Below are 18970 nucleotides of genomic sequence, written 5' to 3'. Positions count from 1 at the left end.
CCCGTACTTTCATTGACTTAAAGCAAATATCACCATATAATTGGAGCCCAAATCAATATAATCTGTTTTTGAAAAACCAAACTTAACAAGGCCTTTCTCAAGCTCGTTCGGTGAAATTCTAGCTTGTATAGGAGGACCGAATGAACTATTTTCTTTCTTGCATTCAATAACAGCAAGTTTACCTCCTGACTTTAATACCCGCTTGACTTCAGCAAATAGGCTGTCAGTTTCTGTTTTAAAATCCATCATATGAAGTACAGTAGCAATCAAGCAAATATCCATGCTGTCATTAGAGAGGTTAATTTTCTTACGAATATCTGAAACCACGGGATGTATATTATGAATTCCCTGTGTCATAGCATCTTCACAAATTTTGTCTAGCATCTCCTGCCAGAGATCCAAAGCATATATGTTTCCAGTTTCCCCGACTATTCCAGCCGCATGAATAGAATAATCTCCAGCACCACAACCTAAATCTAAAAGTGTGTCGCCTTGTTTTAGGGCTAATTTCTCAAACACAAGACTGGAATCCTGCATATGAAAGCTGCTGGGGCCACGGCGTGATCTGTTATTTCGACAATGCTGCTCTTGTCTATGTCCGTTATTGCAATTTTTGCTATTCATTGATTGTTCCTCCTAATTAAAGATAGTACATAAATGAATCAACCTTAATTTGGTCATTTTCATTTTTATTTCCATCAAATGTGAGATTTAAAACAGGCTTTGTGTTCTCGTCCTCAAAGCCTTTTTGAAGCATTCCCAGCACGATTCCTGTATTTTCATAAATAGATGCGGCTGTGATAACACCATCAGTCTTATGGGATGCACAAAGTTGCTTCGCTTGTCGGTATCTTCCATGAGCTCCAGAAAAATAGCCTAAAGTTCTGTCTGCAATTCGTATCAGTTCATCTGCATTTTTTTCATAAGGACTCCAGTCACAGAGGGCTTTAGAAATAGTCATAATACCATTTCTAAGCTCTAGCAGTCTTTGCTCCATGAGTACGGATTGATTATTTTTGTTTTGATCTGCATAATCCCGCCACAACATCCACATAGCTTCTCCTAAGGGGCTGTATAAAACACGATGACCTTTCTTTTCAAGTTCCTTGAAAGTATCATTATTTAAAAGCCCATCAAACAGAATATTGAATTCACCTACAGCAAGTATCTTCTTTTCAAAGCTTTCTCCATTCAGCTCCGTTGCGATTGACTGCGCAATTGCTTTCAGTTGTTCCAGATTAAACTGATTTTCCTTTATCAGTTCCATCGTTGCTTTTAAATACCTTTCTCGTGACTTTTGAGGAGCACACCAGATTATGTCACCAGCAAGAAAACACAGGGTCACTTCATTAAAGGTTTGATCATCTTTGCAAAGAATATCTTCCCAAAAGGGTGATACAATGTCGACGTTCTGATAACCTTCCTCATCCAGCATTGTTCTAAGCAGTCGGCTGTACTGACCGTCTGTTTCTGTTCCTTCATTTTGCGGGATAAGAAAAGCGGTACGATTCACGTCTTTATTATCAAGCCTTTTTAGAGTCGTAAACACATTCCCTAACAAAGCTGTGAGTGAAAAATATTCTTCTGTTATTGTGAACTTACGTCCGGTATCTATGGATACTTTGCTTGAAGAGGGGAGTACCTTTGCATCAATGCCTCTTTTTAACAGCAGCTCTTTATAGAACTCGGAATACGGATACAGATATGGCAAATAAATAGTTTTCGTTTTGTTGAGATTACCAAGCGTATTTTTTATATTCGTCTCACTATGCTCAATGCTGTTTACATACGTCTGTATATTGGCTGCATGCTTTGTGTTAATGTTTTTAAGGCTGTTAATAAAGGCTTCTACTCTTGTAATAATGCCGACACCTGAGGAATGCTCATCAATTTCAATATGCAGATAGGGTTTTCCTCTCATTTCCTCCCTAAAGTAGTGGGAGAGAATAGAATCAGGGCCGCACCCATGATGAGTGAGAAAAATAGCGTATAGGTTGGGATGTCGGCGAATTAACTGAGCAGGCTCCAAAATATGCTGGCCAAACGGCCAGAACATGTTGGGATGTTCTTTCGACAGATCGCCTTCCGGCAAATCATAAAACGGAAACACCTTGTAGCCCATCCCCGCAAGCTTTTCCGGTATGTTCATATTCAGCACCGGGTCGGCCACTCCGTATATTTTTGAAACCATTACGAACGCAATTTCATCGGACTTAAGCTGGCTCATAACCTTTTTGCTGTTTTTCGCCATTCGTTCTTCAAATCTGTTAGCGGAATCTAACCCCTTTTCAAGTGCGTTCCTTGTTCGGTCGGCTGACTTACCTAATTGCTCCCCAACTTTGAGGAAGCTCTTCATAATAGATTCTTTACCCATATGAAACGCTATGGTAGGGGACAACAATTCAATGCCTTTCTTGTCAAGCTCCATTGCACGGTTCATAACCTTAAAAGAAAGCTGCATAAAAGCACAACCATAATTTTTTCGGCTTTGGGAGCCAGGGTGATCTACCGTCACCAAATCAGGGAAAAAGATGTAATCAACCTTTTTCTGCATCAGCTCAGCAACGTGCCCAGTAATCAGTTTAATCGGGAAACAGGTTTCATCCATTGCATATTGTTGACCTAGGGCAAGGGTGTTTTCATTGGTGGGGTCAGACAACAGTACATTTAAGTCAAGCTCTTTGAAGAAGGTATTAAACATAGAAAACATGCCGTAGGTAAAAAGCGCTCTTGGAATACCTACTGTTTTTTTTGCGGAATTTTCAAGAACATAATCGTTAAACACAATTTTTTTAACATTTTCATTAAATTCATTTTCACCTAAATTAATGGAGCCTCTATTTGTATGTTGTAATACCAAGTCTTCCGCAGTTACATTAAGACCTCTAAATGAGCTCATTTTCCCGTTCATCTCTTCCATTGCCAGAACAGCAGCACCATAAGCTCCGGTGACACTGAAAAATGGTGGAACAATGATTTCTTTTCCCGTTACGGCTCTGAAAGCGTTTATGACCCCTTGATTATAGGCAAGCCCTCCCTGCAGAAAAATTTTGTTTCCGATTTTCTTTTGTCCAACAACCCGATCAAGATAGTTTTTAACAATCGAGTAGCATAATCCCGAAACAATATCATTGATATTTGCGCCTACTGCTAAGTAGGAGGCAATGCTTGTTTCTATAAAAACGGTGCATCGTTCCCCTAGACTGATGGGATTATCGCTTCTAAGCGCAATTTCTCCAAAGTTTTCAATGGGAATATTGAATTTCTTTGCTTGCTCCTCAATAAAGGAACCTGTGCCGGCGGCACAAATCTTGTTCATTTGAAAATCAACAACCGCACCATTATCAATACTAATAAATTTAGAGTCCTGCCCGCCAATTTCAAAAATAGTATTCACATCACCGCTAATTTGGACTGCAGCCTTTGCCTGTGCGGTGATTTCATCCTTAATTACATCGGCACCAATCATTTTTCCAATCATATATCTGCCGGAGCCGGTTGTTCCAGCGCCTATAATTCTTATTTTTTCGCCGAGTTCTTCTTTTATTTCTTTAAAGCCTTTGATCACAGCATCAATAGGATTACCCAAGGTTCTTAAATATTTAAAGGAGATAATCTCATTGTCACTATTAATTAATACAAGGTTTGTACTGGTCGAACCGATATCTATGCCGAGATAGCAGTCAATCACTTCACGCTCTGACAATAGACTTTTACATGTATGCTTTCCATCGCTGTCGCCAACGCCATAAGCGGACAGCTTGGGAAGAACAATGCTATCCTCATTTATTATCATCTCTTCTGTATTCTCCGCTAAGGAAAACACCTTAGACAAGTCAATCAGCAGTCTGTCTTTTCTGGCTATGACCGATGCACCAAATGCACCGACACACCCTAAATGGTCTGGAAAGATTAAATCTTCGTCCGAAAGCTCCAGCACATCCCTTAATGCGATAATAATCCCTCCATTATAAGAGACGCCACCTGAAAACAGAATTGGCTTTTTAACAGGGAGCTTCTTCATCACCGTACCTTTGTAGTTTCGGACAAGTGCATAGGCAAGCCCCAGTAAAATATCCGGAGCCGAAACGCCCTCCTGCTGATGATGCGTTATGTCTGTTTTTGCAAATACGCTACAACGCCCCGCGATTCTGGGAATGGATTTCGCTTCCTTCACCAGCTCTGAATAATCGGTAAGCTTTAAATTTAGTCTGGACATCTGTTCTTCAAGAAATGAGCCTGTTCCAGAAGAACAATTGGAATTCATGGCTATTTCAATGCGAGATTTATCACTGCCACCCAAGCCAGTGATGAATCTCGCACTTTCACCGCCGATGTCAACAATTGAGCCGACCAACGAATTTTCCGCAATAGCACCTTCAATAACAGCAGTAACATCATTCACCGCTTTAGCCGCACCATTTACACTTAAAAACTTGCTTCCATTTCCTGTTACAGATCCATATTTGATGCCCTGCGGATCAAATGCTGCCGTCAGATCTTTAAGGATACCCGTCAACGTATTCTTTATCCTGCCTTTATGCATTTGATATCTGCTAAACCTAATCGTATTCTCTTCATCTGTCAAAATGACCTTAACAGATGAATAACCAATATCAATTCCAATACTGTACATTTGTTTTCCTCCTAGTTTTATTTGTTTTGTTTTTCTGCGCATTTTTTACATATTCCAAAGAATTGTACTTTGTGGTCTTTTACAGTGAAGCCTTTTTCCATTAACAACTTTTCTTCTAAAGTCCCCAGCATATCCTTCTCCACATCAAGGACTTCACCACAAATCTCACAAACAAGATGATGATGCTGGTGCTTTTCCTTAGAATCGATGATCTGAAATCGCATGCAACCGTCATCCAGCAATATATGATGTACGAGCCCAAGCTTTTCAAATAGCTGCAGGGTACGGTAAACTGTTGCGAGCCCTATTCCGGGATAAGCTTTTTTAACCTCATCATATATTTCTTCCGTGCATAAATGTCTCTTCTTTTCATCACGAATAATTTCAAGTATTGCCTTTCTCTGCGCTGTCAGCTTATATCCGTATGTATGAAGAATTTTCTCGAATTCTATTGTATTGTCGTCCAAAGCATCATCATCTCCAAACCAAGAAATACGATTGCGCTTCATTTTTAAAATGAGAATCATTTACATTACACTTGTATTATAGTATAATAAAGTCATAAAATATGTATCCCAAGATACTCTTTTCAATTAATAAAGAGGAGATTAAAATGAATCATAAATTATCTACACTTCAAAAATGTACTTTGTTTAAGAATAAAAGCTTTGATGAAATTGAAGCTTTGCTATTAAAAATCAATGTTAAGGAAGAAAATATAGCCGAAAATGAAATCGTTTTTTCGCCTGTCCAAAATGCGAATAGAATAGGAATTTTACTTTCAGGAGCAGTGGATGTTCAGAAGATTTTTCCAAACGGCAAGGTGGTTATTATTGAAAGGAAAAGAGCTCCTGAAGTGATTGGAGAATCCTCTATTTTTTCAAAATATGAATATTATCCTGATAACATATGTTCATGTAAACCTACAACAATTCTATTTATAACAAAATCCGATTTACTACGGCTTTTTGCGCTTGATAACCAATTTATGCTTAATTATCTTGAATCGACTTCAAATTCAACATTGATGCTAAAACACAAAATAGGAATACTCTCTTTAGATTCCATTCAGGAGAAGATCGCCGGATATTTGGTTCATTACCTTCAGTACGAAAGCGAGGATAAAAATACAAATATAGTTACACTTCCTTTTTCTAAAAAAGCTTGGGCGGAGTATATGGATGTCTCAAGAACTTCTCTATCCAGAGAACTGCGAAAGCTTGAAGCTGAAGGTATACTATCATTTCAAAAAAGAACAATAACGGTAATGAACATTAACCGATTAAGTAAAATAATTTCTTTATAAATAAAAATACAAGACGGCAACCCATAATTATTTTAGTTCCCGTCTTGTATTTTTATATTGCATTAACTTGATTAACTTGTTGATTTTCATTTTGCAGCAAGTCAAGAATCTGATTTCTGACTTTAACTAGTGAAGGGTCAGTAAGGCTTCTTTTGAGCTTAGGTGTTTCAATATTAAATTCTGTCAAAACTCTAGTTGGCCTATTAGTTAAAAAAAGTATCCTGTCTCCAAGCAAGAGCGCTTCGTCAATCTCGTGAGTTACAAATATGATAGTTTTTTTCTTGCTTTCCCAAAGTGTAAGCAGATAACGGATCATCCCAATTCTCAAGTTATAATCAAGGGATTTAAAGGGTTCATCCATAAGTAACAAATCAGCTTCATAGTTAAATGCCCTTGCTATGGAACACCTTTGCCGCATTCCACCGCTTAACTCGCATGGATAAAAACCTTCAAACCCTTTTAAACCTACCTTTTCAATTAATTCCATACAGTTTTTGTGAGAGCTCTTATCATTTACAATTTTAATATTTTCATATACGTCCTTCCACGGTAAAAGTCTATCTTCTTGAAAAACATAGCTCGTATTTTCACTATTATTTATTACTTTGCCGCAGGACGGCGTAGTTAGTCCCGAAATAATATTTAGCATGGTAGACTTTCCACAACCCGAAGGGCCTAGAATGCATACAATTTCTTCCCGGTTGGCTTCCATAGAAAAATCATGCAGAACCATAACTTCTTCAAAGTGTTTTTCAATGTTCAAAATTTTTAATAATGCTTTATCCCTCATAGTTTTTTCTCCGCTTTAATTTAAATTCAAACAGCTTAACAGTGGTTTTTTGAAAGAGAAAACAAAGAAAAATAACAATAATTCCCCATGCAAATACCATGTTTGTTTCGAGATTCATTCTGGCATCTGTAATTTGAGCCCCGAGCCCTGTGCTTGCACTTAAAACCTCGCCCATGACAACAAGTTTCCATCCAAAGCTAAATACTGTTATAAGACCGGTCTTGAAGTATGCCTTTAATGACGGAATGATAATCTCCATAATCATTTTTGATTTTGAAAACTGAAAGGCTTTTCCCATTTCAATTAGTTTAGTATCAATGTTCTCAAAGCCTTCTTTAATATTGACAGCCATAACCGGCGCACTTCCTATAAATACAATAAAAATTGTTGCCCTCCCATTTAATCCAAACCATAGCATGGCTAGTGTCATGTAGAGTATAGGTGGAGTTGCCTGAACGAGATAGACAAGTGGTTCAAACAAATGTTTTATTTTTTTGCTGCAGCCCATCAAAATTCCTAATATACTTCCAATTAATATTGATGTTAAAAGACCTATCAAAAGCCTATTAAGAGTTGAAAATAGCTCTATAAAAAAACGTTCACTTTGCAATACTTCTAAAAGAGATTTAAAAGTTAGTGCGGGACTGGGGAGTATCAAAGGGGTATAAATGAGTGACAGTCCATACCATAGCAGCAAAAATATTAAAGAAATACAGATAGTGCTTATGCCGGAAGGCAGCCTGTCACTGACAAGTTTATTCTTAAAATAATTATTGGGTTTTATAATAAAACCTTTCATCTGGTTTTTTTCCTCCTATGCTTTTGGGTCTGCAGGCAAATAGGATATCATAATATTTTTCTATATCCTTTTGTGCAGTATCCGATGGCACATAATTAAAATTGAAATTAGGCATTGCCTTTTCAATAAGAACATCATCGGCATTTAAGTGTTTTTTTGCAAGCTTTCCGGCATCCTCCGGGTTATTGATCACCCAGCTGACTGATTTTTCAAATTCTTCCATAAAGCTTTTTGTGAATTCCACATTTTGAGATAAAAACGTACTATTAGCTGCAAGACCATAAGCAGGCAACGAATATTCGTTGCCTGCTGAGCTTTTCCATTCGGCTGAATAATCGGAAATAATTCTCTAGTTCTCAATATTTTCCTGATTGGAGGTTGAAAAGGGTTGACCATCTACAGCATACTTTATTCTACCAAGACTCATCAGCTGTGAAATTTCCGGATAGGTTGAATAAACCACTTCTATGGTTTCACCGATTACCAAATCATGTTGGTTCAAAAAATACTGAGTCAAAATATCGGGCACTGAACCCTTGGATAGCACATATAATTCATTGCCTTTTAGATCCTCCCAGCTTTTACAAGCAGTATCAATTGTGGCCAGGTGCATTCCACCCCAAGCGAATACATTCATGAGTTTTACATCAAGACCGTTATTGTATACTGTAGCCGCTGTGTGTATAGGCAAAATAATAAAGCTGTACTTCATGCTGGAAGACATAGATATCATAGCTTCCGTACTATCAAAAATTTCTACATCAATACCAATGTCATCCCCTAATGCCTTGCTTTCAAGTATCCTAAGCACTGGAATTGCCGCAGAAGATTTTGGTACAATGACTGTAATCAGCGTTTCTGAAGCTGTTCCAGCTTCATTTGTATTCTGCGCATGATTTCCTCCACATCCAGCTAAAAAGTACGAACTGACACATATAGTTAATATTGTAGATACTATTCTTATCATTAGGACCTCCTAGTGCAAATGAATCGCATTATCAGCAGCTTACAAAATACTATAGCATAGTCTTCTTTTACAATTAGTATCTTCAGATACTGTTTATTGCCATTTTACTGTCAACAGGAGGTATCTTATTCTAATTTACTTTAAATAATAGAATTCCACATCAGGAAGTTTTCCGCCGATGCTCTCAGGCTTCATCTCCAGTAAAACCCCATAATACTGTTCCATATCTTTTTGAGAATCTGCCGCAGATATATATTTAAATCCGATACCTGGCATAGCTTCTGCAATCAGTTCTGCTTTAGCTTTTAAATGGGTACTCGCCAGTGTGCCAGCCTCAGAAGGATTCTGTATTGTCCACTCAATCGCTTCTGCAAATTTTTCATTAAATGTATTTACCAATTTTTCATTTTTACTTATGTATTCGTTGCTTGTAATCATACAATTGCCCGGCATCGAATACTCTTTTCCTTGAGTAAGCTTCCATTCCTCAGAGAATTCGGTTATAACCTTATAGTCTTTAACGTTTTTAATATTAAAGGTAACGAATGGTTGAGCGTCAACGGCATACTTTATAGTTCCCGATGATAGCAGTTGCGCTATTTCTGCATGATTAGAATAAACGACTTTGACATTTTCACCGTAAGTAAGGTTGTTATGTTTTAAAAAGTATTGAGTTAAAACATCGGGTACCGAGCCTTTTGCGGGAACATAAAGTTCCTTGCCCACAAGATCCTTCCAGCTATTGCAGCCAGGATCAGTTGTGCTTAAAGACATTCCACCCCATCCAAACACATTAAGCAGCTTTACATCCAACCGCTTATTTTTAAGATTAGCAGCAGTATGCGCAGGGACGATTAGAATTTCGTAATCTCCTTCAGAAGCCATAGCCATCATAGCCTCCAAATCGCTATATAGCTGAAGGTCTATTTTGGCTTCATCGCCCATGCAATTATTTTCAATCATTCTTAATATTGGAATAGTAGACGGCGATTTAGGGGCTACCACCGTTATCGTCGTTTGTGCTTTTAACTCAGAGCTTTGGGGACTAGTATTATTTGTTTCCTTTGAATTGGTTTGAGCACAGCCAGTAAGCAGGCTGATAATCAATACAATTACTAATGCGAGTGATTTTTTCATAATTTTGTTCCTCCTAATTGATTTTGACATGCATTTTCAGTTGTGATATATTTATATAGTAAGTCACGGCTAACCGAAATGCTGTATCTGTAGATACACTTCAAAATTAAAGAGAGGATTAAATGGACGATATCATTGAAGTTTTATATAACTGCATTATATTTAAGGGGCTAGATAAAGCCGAAATACGGCTTGTTTTATCAAGAACCCGCTATCGGATTAAGGCGTACGGCAAAAATGAATTTATCTGCCGGGAAGATCAGTTTTCCGAAAATGTCGGGATTATTATTTTTGGCAGCATAGAAATACAAAAGGTACTTGCATCAGGAAATTTAATTTGCATCTTTCATAAAAACAAAGGGGAGTTATTCGGTGGTGCTGTTGTTTTTTCAACTGAAACCACATATCCTTGTGACGTATTTTCAAGAGCTAACAGTAAGATTCTTTTTTTCCCTAAGCAAAGCATCTTTGAAATGTGCAAGGAAGCTTTGATTGCGGAGAACCTGTTAAACGCTTTTGCAAATAGAATTATCTATTATGAAAAAAGGCTCGAACTCTTTTCATACTCATCAATTAAAACGAAAATAGCCTATTTTTTGCTTCATGAAATAAAAATATCTGGCAATTCAATGATTCATTTATCTTTTACAAAAAAAACATGGGCAGAATACTTAAACGTATCTCGCCCATCACTATGCAGAGAGCTTAAAAAGCTGTGTAATAACAATATAATTGAAATAAATAAAGATAGAATTTTTATTTTGAATGAAAAAGCTCTTTTAGATTTACTTCAAGAATAATTAATTCTACATCATTTCTGATATTGCCAGCAATAAAATACCGATCATAACGACAGCTACGGAAAAATATTGTTTATGAGTTAATCTTTCCTTAAGAAAAATTCTGGATAGCAATACAGAAAAGACACTGTACGAGGCAATAAGCGGAGCCGTAATAATTGCATTTCTGGACATTGCGAAAACATAAAAAAACTGCCCAAGGGTTTCAAAAGCAGCGGCAACACCACGATCTTTCTCGGCAAATAGGTTAAACCGCTCTTTTTTTATCTTTAAATAAATATATAGAATTACTGCAAAAATAAAAAATGTAAACTCATAAGCCAATAGTGCCTGATTTTCACCAATCAGCGATAATTCATCTAGGTAAATCGCATCTGCAAAAGTTCCTAAGCCATCAATAATACAATATAAAATTGGCAAGGTGATTGCCAAAATACCTTTTCGATATTTCTTTTCGTTTTCCTTCAAAATCAATAATTTATTGGAATCCATTTTTTCTAATATCGCAAGAGCTATTATTCCGGCTGTAATGATTACAATGGCACAGATTTCTAAACGACTTAAAATATGAGCGAAAAAAATAAATATTAATAAAGAAGCTACTGCCCCAGAGGAATTCTGAATTGGGGAAGAAATTGATAATTTAATATACCGAAGACCAAAATATCCTAAAGCCATAGATAATATGTACATAAGAGATACCGGAAAGTAAGTTAGTAGGTAAATCGGAGAAAAGGATATGCCCTTAACTATCATATATAAAAGACCGTGTAAGCCCATTACAAGTCCAACCATTATTACCGTTTTTATATGACTTGCTTTGTCGCTAATTACAGCCCCCTTTTTATAAAATAAATCTGAAAAAGCCCATGAAAAAGTTGTTATTATAGCAAAAACCAACCACATACTTGTACCTTTTTAATACTCCCTTATAATCTGTATTTTTTCTTTATGTAACAGCATTTATATTATAATTATAATTTAATAAACACTGTATCTGCAGATACGTTAAACATGCATTAAAATAATTTGGCAATACTGGCAAGCAGGGCATACGGGTGACCACCGTATGCTTTTGCTTGTTGGGGAAGTATCCCCAATCCTTACTGAACACACAATAAATTGTGTGGCTACGCCCCCTTTGGGAGCTGATATAATTACAGTGCAGCTTACCGCTGTTCCTGTGGTTTTTCTTTTCCTTTTGCTCCTGTTCCAGTCCCAAAAGTCGGTCAATATTCGCCTTTGCGGTCAGAATATCCTGCATTTCTTTTTTCGTCGCATGGTACTGTCCGTATGCCTTTTTCTTCTCCGAAAGCAAGTCAGCATATTCGGCTTGCAGGGTCTTAATGGTGGGGAGTTTTTTCATACCAAGCTCATCAAAAGCAGCCTTTGCCGCCTTATGCAAAGTAAGCTGTGCACGGTGTTCCTCATAAAACTTTTTGGAGTAGCCTGCCTTGCGATAGTCTGTGTAAACATCTCTGGTTTGGGTATAGTTGATGATGTGCTTTTTTAGCACCCCAATTTTAGCCATACGCTTTTCGAAGGTCTTAATTTGTGTGTTCAGTTCGTCAAAAGTGGCGGTACAGTTCTTTGCTTTTTCCTCTAAATCAGCTGCCGTGTGGCACCTCTTTTAGATATATTTTAATGAGATTTTACAAACGAGAATTTACACGCTTATAGGCAAGAGCATCTGTTGCTAATGTATGGAAATTATTCTCTTTTGTATCTTTTTAATAACTCCTTAAATTTTTCCTTTGTGTCGAATTCGATTCCAAGGTCTTCTTTTAGCATAACAAAATTGATTTGTAGTTCATCTACAATATTTTCATGTAATTCTCGTAAGTTAGATTGTATGTCAGAAATATCGCTACAACACCCCTTGTAGCATCTATGGAATCAGATATCTTAGAGTCAATATTTTTATTCTTTTACTGCATTTCTTATAATATTTTATGAGGTGGTTACTAAATAGGCGTGTAGCTGCTTTTTCAATATTGACATTTTATAGTCAATAAGTTAAAATTTGAGTAATAACTCAATGAGTATTTACTCAGTCGGAGGAATAAGAAATGAACCGAGCAGAGCAAAAAAAACTACGTCGGCAAGAGATTTTATTAAAAGCATTAGACCTTTTTGTGCAAAAGGGTTATGTTGGAACAAAAACCAAAGAAATTGCTAAAGCACTTGAAATGAGCGAGGGGCTATTGTTTCATTACTTCCCAACAAAAGAAGCGCTTTATCTAGAACTTGTAAAACTGGGTGTAGAGGGAGTACAAGTTTTTGGAAAACAAATTGAGGACCCCTATAAAGTCTTTTATGACATAATTGAGCATTTTTTTCAAAAAGCGAAAGAGAGTCGATCGGTAGCGAAAATGTTCATCTTAATAGATAGGGCACAGAATAAAGAGCGCACCCCTGAAGAAGTCTACAAAGTTGCCACCACAGTCGACACCATAAGGGACTCTGTACCTATTATTGAAACGGGTCAAAAAAAAGGGGTATTTCGCTCTGGTGACCCTCTTTCCCTCTCCTTCACCTTATGGAATGCTGTACAAGGCAACATGGAGGCACTGGCAAGAAATCCTGAAATGGATGTGCCAGATGCAGCGTGGATTATGTCAATTTTGGCAAAATAATAAAACATCAAAAAAGGGCGATATTTGGATGGACACTACTAAAGTCGAGAAACTTTTTAATAGATTAACCGCCTCAGAAAAAATTCATGAAGGTGTGCTGTTGATTGAAAACTGCACCGGAGACTTCTCTTTTAGTAAAGCGTACAAAAGAGATTTAGACACCCCCATGCTCATGGCCAGCATTACAAAGCTTTTTACGACTACCTGCATTTTCGCCCTAATTCAGGAGGGTAAACTGGGTTTGCAAGATAAAATTTCTGACTATTTACCAAAGGCGATTGTTGCAGGATTACATATCTACAAGGGAAAAGACAATTCATTTGACCTTACCATTGCGCACCTTTTGTTCCAAACAAGCGGATTACCAGATTATTATTTGGAGGGTGCAATTTTTAAAAAGATTAAACAACAGGATTTTTCGTATTCATTTGAAGATATACTCGGATGGATAAAATCTAAGGATTCTCATTTTTTGCCGGGTCTAAAAAGAAAAGCCTATTATGCTGATATTAATTTCGATTTGCTTGGGAAAATCGTCGAGACAGTAAACGACTCTTCTTTGCAGGCAGCCTATACAAAATACATATTCATGCCACTAAGCCTTAAAGAAACCTATCTTGCCTCCGGAGAGAATGACTTTGCACCGTACATTTACTATAAGCATCTGCAACTAGAAAGACCTTTGTTTATCCGTAGCTGTTATGCCAGTGGTGGCGGTGTGACCACCGCAAGAGAACTGATGATTTTTATTAAAGCATTTTGGAGTGGGGCGCTTTTTGACAAGGCAGTTTTTTCAAAGCTCACGCAGTGCAATCCACTTCAAATGAAGTTTTATCCCATTCGCTACATGGGCGGATATATGAAAATTCCTACATTTTATCCGTTTGGGAAAAAATACACATTGGTTGGCCACTCGGGTTCAACTGGCTCTTTCGCCTTCTACTGTCCTGAAAAGAATCTGTTTTTTGTTGGCGATGTACCACAGATATCTTCCCCGAGCATTTGCGTCAGGCTGGTCATGCGAGCTGCCCTTGAGATAAGATAGCAAAAAATTACATAGAATTTTTTGAAAAGCTCCTATCCGTGATCCTCATGGAAATACGTCTATGAACGGCAGCAAGCAATCAATTTAGCAGACTATGATGTTAAAATAAGTTCCGGGTGGAAAATTAAAATGCGCATAGCGGTAGGAGTATTTGTTCTTTTTCGCAGAGTTTCACTTTTTTATCTGTAAAGACATAAGCTGCAAATATATCCGCACTATGTTATAATAATGGTAATAGATGCAATAACCACTACACAATCACTATTGGTAATTAGGGTGAACTGAATGAGCGCAGATTTCGCATCAATAATTCAATCATTTTTTACAGGTGTATGGCGGCTACCATGTCTTATAGCAGCGGTACTTATAGTGTCTGTTTTTTTGCTTTTAATCAAAACAAAAACTAAAAATAACTCAGTGGCGGCACTACTTTCAACTCTGCCAAAAGAAGATTACACCGTTCTAAACGATATTATGATTAAGTCGTATACCGGCTTCTCTCATATAGACCATATTGTTATTTCAGCCCATGGCATTTTTGTCATTGAGACACAGAACTACCACGGCAATATTGTGGGCAAGGACACTGATCAATACTGGACCTGGTCAACCGGTAACGAAAAACATCGTTTTTTCAACCCGATTCGCCAGAATCACAGCCATATCAAGGCGCTGGAGTCTACACTCGAGCCAGTGGGTAAAGTTCCGCTGATTTCTGTGGTCGCTTTTCCTCGCGACTGCGAATTAAAGTCTAAACCGCCGGGGGTACTACATTACAATGAGCTGCTCGCTAAAATACAAAGCTACACTAAAAATGTGCTGACCAGAGCACAAATCGAGTTTATAATCGCCACGCTGGAGCGTGCCAATATTGAGAATCCCGAAATTAGAAAACAACATGCCGGCTAGAAATAGAATTGATAAACAGATATAAAAGCGGTTCCCCTACTTTTGTTAGAGGAACCGCTTTATCTTTGGAGTTTTAAACAAAGCGCTAGACCGCTTTATCCCGTTTTGTCGCCTCTTCGCGGGCTTCTTTGAGCATCATGTCTTTAACCTTCATCAAACGCGTCGTGTTGCCACGCTCGTTTTCATCAAGCTTCATGACAATATAGCGAATCGTCTCGTTGAATTGCGGTATCATAACATATTCCAACGCATTGACACGGCGGCGGGTCTTTTCGATCTCCTGTGCCAGCAGCTTTACCGTTTTCTCATACTCAGCAAGCTTGAGCATGTCGTTTAACAGTTGTGAAAGCCGCATGACCGAATCGTCCAACTCAGCCGGAGTGCTAACAAAGGAATAAGGAAAAATATCGCTGGGATCCTGCGTCTTAGTCTGTACTGTGTAAACCGGTACGTTGACCGACATGACATTTTTAAAGCTCATGTCGATAGCGACACTCTGCTTTGGATACAGAAATGTCTGCTCCATCATCTCAGGCGACATTAGAGCCGAGGCGGCGAAAAAACCGCGGTACGCCTCCGCCAAGTCGGCCTCAACCTGTAGGCGTAGCTTTTGGCTGGTGCGCACAATATCTAAAAACTGCTTCATCAGTTCATCGCGCTTGTCTTTAAGCAGCTTATGGCCGCGGGTAGCGGTTTTAAGACGCTTTTTAAGCCGAGTTAGCTCCATGCGGGTGGGATTGACGTTCAGTCTTGCCATACCGCATCACCCCTCTTGCTTTTTCGGCAGATATTTCTCGATATATTCTGGCTTGATACGCTTCAACTCGCCAACCGGCAGAATAGAAAGCAGCTCCCAGCCCAAATTCAGCGTCTCTTCAATAGTGCGGTTTGTTTCATATCCCTGAGAGACATAACGCTTTTCAAACGCGTCGGCAAACTTGGCATACAGCTTGTCGGTGTCGGTCAGCGCCGCCTCGCCTAAGATGGTCATCAGCTCCTTGGCGTCCTTGCCGCGGGCATAGGCCGCAAACAGCTGGTTCATCGTATTGGCATGATCTTCACGGGTCTTACCGACGCCAACACCCTTGTCCTTGAGTCGAGACAGCGACGGTAAAACGTCGATCGGCGGTGTAAGCCCCTTGCGGTAAAGCTCGCGCGAAATGATGATCTGGCCCTCGGTGATATAGCCGGTAAGGTCAGGAATCGGGTGGGTCTTGTCGTCTTCGGGCATCGACAAAATCGGAATCATCGTAATGGAGCCTTTCTTGCCCAGCAGACGGCCAGCGCGCTCGTACATGGTAGCAAGGTCGGTATAAAGATAACCAGGGTAGCCACGGCGCCCGGGAACCTCTTTACGCGCGGCCGAAACCTCTCGCAGCGCTTCACAATAGTTTGTGATGTCCGTAATGATGACCAGAACCTGCATATCCAGCTCGAACGCCAGATATTCCGCAGCGGTCAACGCCATACGCGGCGTTGAAATACGCTCGATAGCCGGGTCGTTCGCAAGGTTTAGAAACAACACTGAACGTTCGATGGCCCCGGTTCTGGTAAAGTCAGAGATAAAGTAATCGGCTTCTTCAAATGTGATGCCGACAGCGGCGAACACAACGGCAAACTTACTGTCGCCGCCCAAAACCTTCGCCTGACGCGCAATTTGCGCGGCGAGGTTGGCGTGCGGCAGACCGGAACCTGAGAAAATCGGCAGCTTTTGCCCTCGGACCAGCGTGTTCAGGCCATCGATGGCCGAAACGCCCGTTTGGATAAACTCTGAAGGATAGTCGCGGGCGGCCGGGTTCATCGGCGTACCGTTGATATCCATGCGCTTGTCGGGCATGATCTCAGGGCCATTGTCAATGGGGTTACCAAGGCCGTCAAATATGCGCCCCAACATGTCGGGGGCAACACCGAGCTCAATTGAATGTCCGAGAAAGCGCACCTTAGACTGCGCTAGGTTGATGCCTGCCGAAGATTCAAATAACTGCACCAGCGCGTTGCTGCCGTTCATTTCAAGCACGCGGCAGCGGCGCACCTCGCCGTTTTGCAGCTCAATTTCGCCCAGCTCGTTATATGCGACGTCGTCAACGTCTTTAACAAGCATCAGAGGCCCTGCGACCTCTTGTATAGTACGGTATTCTTTAATCATCCTTGTGCACCTCCCGCAGCAGCCTCAAGCTGAGAAATCATTTCACGCGATATGTCGGCGTAGGTCTCGACATATTCCTCGGTCGGCACATCCTTAGCACGGCCGATGCGATCTCTCGCGGGAATTGCGAATACCGCCTTCATGGGGGCACCGCTTTCCAGCGCCTTCTTAGCGGCGTGATAATATCTGAGAATAAGAGCCATCAGGCGATATTGCTTATCGATCGGGCAATAGGAGTCGGTATCGCTCATGGCGTTCTGCTGCAAAAAGTCCTCACGCAGCATCTGGGAGGCCTCCATAATCAGGCGGTCACCAGGCGAGAGCGAATCAATGCCGACCAGCTTAACAATTTCCTCAAGCTCACTTTCCTGCTGTAAAAGGCTCATTGCTTCGTGGCGCTGAGAAACAAAATCGGCGCCGATGTTTTCATCGTACCAGCCCTTTAGGCGGTCGAAGTAAAGCGAATAGGACGACAGCCAGTTAATGGCTGGGAAGTGGCGGCGATAGGCCAGTGCGGAATCCAATCCCCAGAACACCTTGACGATACGAAGCGTCGCCTGGCTGACCGGCTCTGAAATATCACCACCGGGGGGCGAAACCGCGCCGATAGCGGAAAGCGCCGCCTCGCGCTCGTCGCTGCCAAGGCAGACGACACGGCCGGCGCGCTCGTAAAACTGCGCCAAACGGGAAGCAAGGTAGGCGGGATAGCCTTCTTCGCCGGGCATCTCTTCGAGACGGCCGGACATTTCGCGCAGCGCCTCGGCCCAGCGGGAAGTAGAGTCGGCGATGACTGCAACCGCGTAGCCCATGTCGCGATAGTATTCCGCTATGGTGATGCCGGTGTAGACGCTGGCCTCACGGGCCGCAACCGGCATATCGGAGGTGTTGGCGATTAACACGGTACGCTGCATCAAGCTTTCACCGGTACGCGGGTCAATCAGCTCAGGAAACTCGCGCAGAACGTCGGTCATCTCGTTGCCGCGCTCTCCGCAGCCGATATAGATGACGATATCCACGTCCGACCATTTGGCAAGCTGATGCTGGGTGACGGTCTTGCCCGAACCGAACGGCCCAGGGATGGCGGCGGTACCGCCCTTGGCGATCGGGAAGAAAGTATCGACCGTTCTTTGCCCTGTAACCATTGGAAGGTCGGGCGCCAGCTTCTTTTTATAGGGACGCTCGACGCGAACCGGCCAACGCTGGAGCATCGAAAGCTCTTTTAAAGAACCGTCCGCCAGTTTGACGGTCGCAATTGTTTCATCAATAGTAAAACTACCGCTTTTAATCTCGGCAATCTCGCCCGAGACGCCGTGCGGCACCATAACCTTGTGCTTAACAACGATGGTCTCATCCACTGTACCGAGAATATCGCCGGTGACAACCTTGTCGCCGACTTTGGCGCTGGGGACAAATTCCCATTTTTTATCATGATCGAGAGGCTTAACCTCAACGCCGCGTGTCAGCAGGCTGCCTGCGACTTCGCGAATTGCCTCCAGCGGGCGCTGGATGCCGTCATAAATGGTGGTAATGAGACCGGGAGCCAGCTCGACCGAAAGGGGTGCACCAGTGGTCTCCACCTTGGCACCGGGCGCGATGCCGGAGGTCTCTTCGTAAACCTGTATCGAAGCCGCATCGCCGCGCATCTCGATAATTTCGCCAATAAGTCGCTGATCGCCCACGCGCACCACGTCAAACATGTTGGCATTGGCGAGGCCCTCGGCGACAACAAGCGGGCCTGCGACCTTTATAATCTTTCCTGTAATGCTACTGCTCATTATTCAACCTTCCTTCTGTCTGGG

17 protein-coding genes and 1 pseudogene are annotated in these 18970 nt (G+C 40.9%); 5 read left to right on the top strand and 13 right to left on the bottom strand.

The window, feature by feature from the left end:
* Positions 1-9: 9 nt before the first annotated feature.
* From RBH76_10805 to RBH76_10795, 3 genes are read right to left on the bottom strand one after another with little or no spacing between them, the layout of a single operon-like run.
* The gene (locus RBH76_10805; protein WMJ83211.1) at positions 10-624 is read right to left on the bottom strand and encodes a class I SAM-dependent methyltransferase; all 615 of its coding nucleotides are present in this window, start codon (positions 622-624) and stop codon (positions 10-12) included.
* A gap of 16 nt (positions 625-640) precedes the next feature.
* Positions 641-4636, bottom strand: a complete 3996-nt coding sequence (locus RBH76_10800; protein WMJ83210.1) for an acyl-CoA dehydratase activase — start codon at positions 4634-4636, stop codon at positions 641-643.
* Positions 4637-4653: 17 nt separating this feature from the next.
* The gene (locus tag RBH76_10795; GenBank protein WMJ83209.1) at positions 4654-5163 is read right to left on the bottom strand and encodes a Fur family transcriptional regulator; all 510 of its coding nucleotides are present in this window, start codon (positions 5161-5163) and stop codon (positions 4654-4656) included.
* An 86-nt stretch (positions 5164-5249) separates the two neighbouring features.
* On the opposite strand from RBH76_10795, the gene RBH76_10790 reads away from it, so the two are divergent.
* Positions 5250-5942 carry a Crp/Fnr family transcriptional regulator gene (locus tag RBH76_10790; GenBank protein ID WMJ83208.1) on the top strand — a complete coding sequence of 231 codons (693 nt, stop codon included), beginning with the start codon at positions 5250-5252 and terminating at the stop codon, positions 5940-5942.
* A gap of 52 nt (positions 5943-5994) precedes the next feature.
* On the opposite strand, the gene RBH76_10785 is transcribed toward RBH76_10790, so the two are convergent.
* The 5 genes from RBH76_10785 to RBH76_10765 all read right to left on the bottom strand — a co-directional run bounded on the left by RBH76_10785 (position 5995) and on the right by RBH76_10765 (position 9635).
* Positions 5995-6732 (bottom strand): ABC transporter ATP-binding protein, encoded by a 738-nt coding sequence (locus RBH76_10785; GenBank protein ID WMJ83207.1) that lies wholly within the window; start codon positions 6730-6732, stop codon positions 5995-5997.
* Complete coding sequence (locus RBH76_10780; GenBank protein ID WMJ83206.1) at positions 6722-7531, bottom strand: ABC transporter permease; 810 nt, start codon at positions 7529-7531, stop codon at positions 6722-6724. Before RBH76_10780 ends, RBH76_10785 begins: the two co-directional genes overlap by 11 nt.
* On the bottom strand, positions 7503-7823 hold the full coding sequence (locus tag RBH76_10775) for a hypothetical protein (GenBank protein ID WMJ83205.1): 321 nt from the start codon (positions 7821-7823) through the stop codon (positions 7503-7505). The genes RBH76_10780 and RBH76_10775 overlap by 29 nt, the downstream gene beginning before the upstream one ends.
* A 57-nt stretch (positions 7824-7880) precedes the next feature.
* On the bottom strand, positions 7881-8498 hold the full coding sequence (locus RBH76_10770) for a hypothetical protein (protein WMJ83204.1): 618 nt from the start codon (positions 8496-8498) through the stop codon (positions 7881-7883).
* A 135-nt stretch (positions 8499-8633) separates the two neighbouring features.
* A complete protein-coding gene (locus RBH76_10765; GenBank protein WMJ83203.1) occupies positions 8634-9635 on the bottom strand; it encodes an ABC transporter substrate-binding protein in 1002 nt (333 codons plus the stop codon).
* 122 nt (positions 9636-9757) lie between these two features.
* On the opposite strand from RBH76_10765, the gene RBH76_10760 reads away from it, so the two are divergent.
* Positions 9758-10435: a Crp/Fnr family transcriptional regulator gene (locus tag RBH76_10760; protein WMJ83202.1), complete on the top strand. Its 678-nt coding sequence runs from the start codon at positions 9758-9760 to the stop codon at positions 10433-10435.
* Between the two features lie 6 nt (positions 10436-10441).
* Here the strand turns inward: RBH76_10760 and RBH76_10755 are convergent, their stop codons facing one another.
* Positions 10442-11341 (bottom strand): EamA family transporter, encoded by a 900-nt coding sequence (locus RBH76_10755; protein ID WMJ83201.1) that lies wholly within the window; start codon positions 11339-11341, stop codon positions 10442-10444.
* A 277-nt stretch (positions 11342-11618) separates the two neighbouring features.
* Positions 11619-12047, bottom strand: a pseudogene (locus RBH76_10750) (relaxase).
* A gap of 457 nt (positions 12048-12504) precedes the next feature.
* Between RBH76_10750 and RBH76_10745 the strand changes: the two are divergent.
* The 3 genes from RBH76_10745 to RBH76_10735 all read left to right on the top strand — a co-directional run bounded on the left by RBH76_10745 (position 12505) and on the right by RBH76_10735 (position 15025).
* Positions 12505-13071, top strand: coding sequence for a TetR/AcrR family transcriptional regulator (locus tag RBH76_10745; protein WMJ83200.1), 567 nt, complete (start codon positions 12505-12507; stop codon positions 13069-13071).
* The gene (locus tag RBH76_10740) at positions 13037-14116 is read left to right on the top strand and encodes a serine hydrolase domain-containing protein (protein WMJ83199.1); all 1080 of its coding nucleotides are present in this window, start codon (positions 13037-13039) and stop codon (positions 14114-14116) included. Before RBH76_10745 ends, RBH76_10740 begins: the two co-directional genes overlap by 35 nt.
* Before the next feature lie 369 nt (positions 14117-14485).
* Complete coding sequence (locus RBH76_10735; GenBank protein WMJ83198.1) at positions 14486-15025, top strand: nuclease-related domain-containing protein; 540 nt, start codon at positions 14486-14488, stop codon at positions 15023-15025.
* Between the two features lie 85 nt (positions 15026-15110).
* Here the strand turns inward: RBH76_10735 and RBH76_10730 are convergent, their stop codons facing one another.
* From RBH76_10730 to RBH76_10720, 3 genes are read right to left on the bottom strand one after another with little or no spacing between them, the layout of a single operon-like run.
* The gene (locus RBH76_10730) at positions 15111-15782 is read right to left on the bottom strand and encodes a V-type ATP synthase subunit D (GenBank protein WMJ83197.1); all 672 of its coding nucleotides are present in this window, start codon (positions 15780-15782) and stop codon (positions 15111-15113) included.
* A 6-nt stretch (positions 15783-15788) separates the two neighbouring features.
* Positions 15789-17171 carry a V-type ATP synthase subunit B gene (locus RBH76_10725; protein ID WMJ83196.1) on the bottom strand — a complete coding sequence of 461 codons (1383 nt, stop codon included), beginning with the start codon at positions 17169-17171 and terminating at the stop codon, positions 15789-15791.
* Positions 17168-18946: a V-type ATP synthase subunit A gene (locus RBH76_10720; protein WMJ83195.1), complete on the bottom strand. Its 1779-nt coding sequence runs from the start codon at positions 18944-18946 to the stop codon at positions 17168-17170. Before RBH76_10720 ends, RBH76_10725 begins: the two co-directional genes overlap by 4 nt.
* Positions 18947-18970 lie beyond the last annotated feature (24 nt).

It is taken from the genome of Oscillospiraceae bacterium MB24-C1, from assembly GCA_030913685.1.
Lineage (GTDB): Bacteria > Bacillota > Clostridia > Oscillospirales > Ruminococcaceae > Yanshouia.
Note: the sequence above shows the minus strand (reverse complement) of the source record. Positions and strands in the feature narration are given on the sequence as shown.

Excerpts from the sequence above, each read along its gene's own strand:
- RBH76_10805 (WMJ83211.1), bottom strand. The coding sequence starts at position 624 with ATGAATAGCAAAAATTGCAATAACGGACATAGACAAGAGCAGCATTGT.
- RBH76_10800 (WMJ83210.1), bottom strand. The coding sequence starts at position 4,636 with ATGTACAGTATTGGAATTGATATTGGTTATTCATCTGTTAAGGTCATT.
- RBH76_10795 (WMJ83209.1), bottom strand. The coding sequence starts at position 5,163 with ATGATTCTCATTTTAAAAATGAAGCGCAATCGTATTTCTTGGTTTGGA.
- RBH76_10790 (WMJ83208.1), top strand. The coding sequence starts at position 5,250 with ATGAATCATAAATTATCTACACTTCAAAAATGTACTTTGTTTAAGAAT.
- RBH76_10785 (WMJ83207.1), bottom strand. The coding sequence starts at position 6,732 with ATGAGGGATAAAGCATTATTAAAAATTTTGAACATTGAAAAACACTTT.
- RBH76_10780 (WMJ83206.1), bottom strand. The coding sequence starts at position 7,531 with ATGAAAGGTTTTATTATAAAACCCAATAATTATTTTAAGAATAAACTT.
- RBH76_10770 (WMJ83204.1), bottom strand. The coding sequence starts at position 8,498 with ATGATAAGAATAGTATCTACAATATTAACTATATGTGTCAGTTCGTAC.
- RBH76_10765 (WMJ83203.1), bottom strand. The coding sequence starts at position 9,635 with ATGAAAAAATCACTCGCATTAGTAATTGTATTGATTATCAGCCTGCTT.
- RBH76_10760 (WMJ83202.1), top strand. The coding sequence starts at position 9,758 with ATGGACGATATCATTGAAGTTTTATATAACTGCATTATATTTAAGGGG.
- RBH76_10755 (WMJ83201.1), bottom strand. The coding sequence starts at position 11,341 with ATGTGGTTGGTTTTTGCTATAATAACAACTTTTTCATGGGCTTTTTCA.
- RBH76_10745 (WMJ83200.1), top strand. The coding sequence starts at position 12,505 with ATGAACCGAGCAGAGCAAAAAAAACTACGTCGGCAAGAGATTTTATTA.
- RBH76_10740 (WMJ83199.1), top strand. The coding sequence starts at position 13,037 with ATGCAGCGTGGATTATGTCAATTTTGGCAAAATAATAAAACATCAAAA.
- RBH76_10730 (WMJ83197.1), bottom strand. The coding sequence starts at position 15,782 with ATGGCAAGACTGAACGTCAATCCCACCCGCATGGAGCTAACTCGGCTT.
- RBH76_10725 (WMJ83196.1), bottom strand. The coding sequence starts at position 17,171 with ATGATTAAAGAATACCGTACTATACAAGAGGTCGCAGGGCCTCTGATG.
- RBH76_10720 (WMJ83195.1), bottom strand. The coding sequence starts at position 18,946 with ATGAGCAGTAGCATTACAGGAAAGATTATAAAGGTCGCAGGCCCGCTT.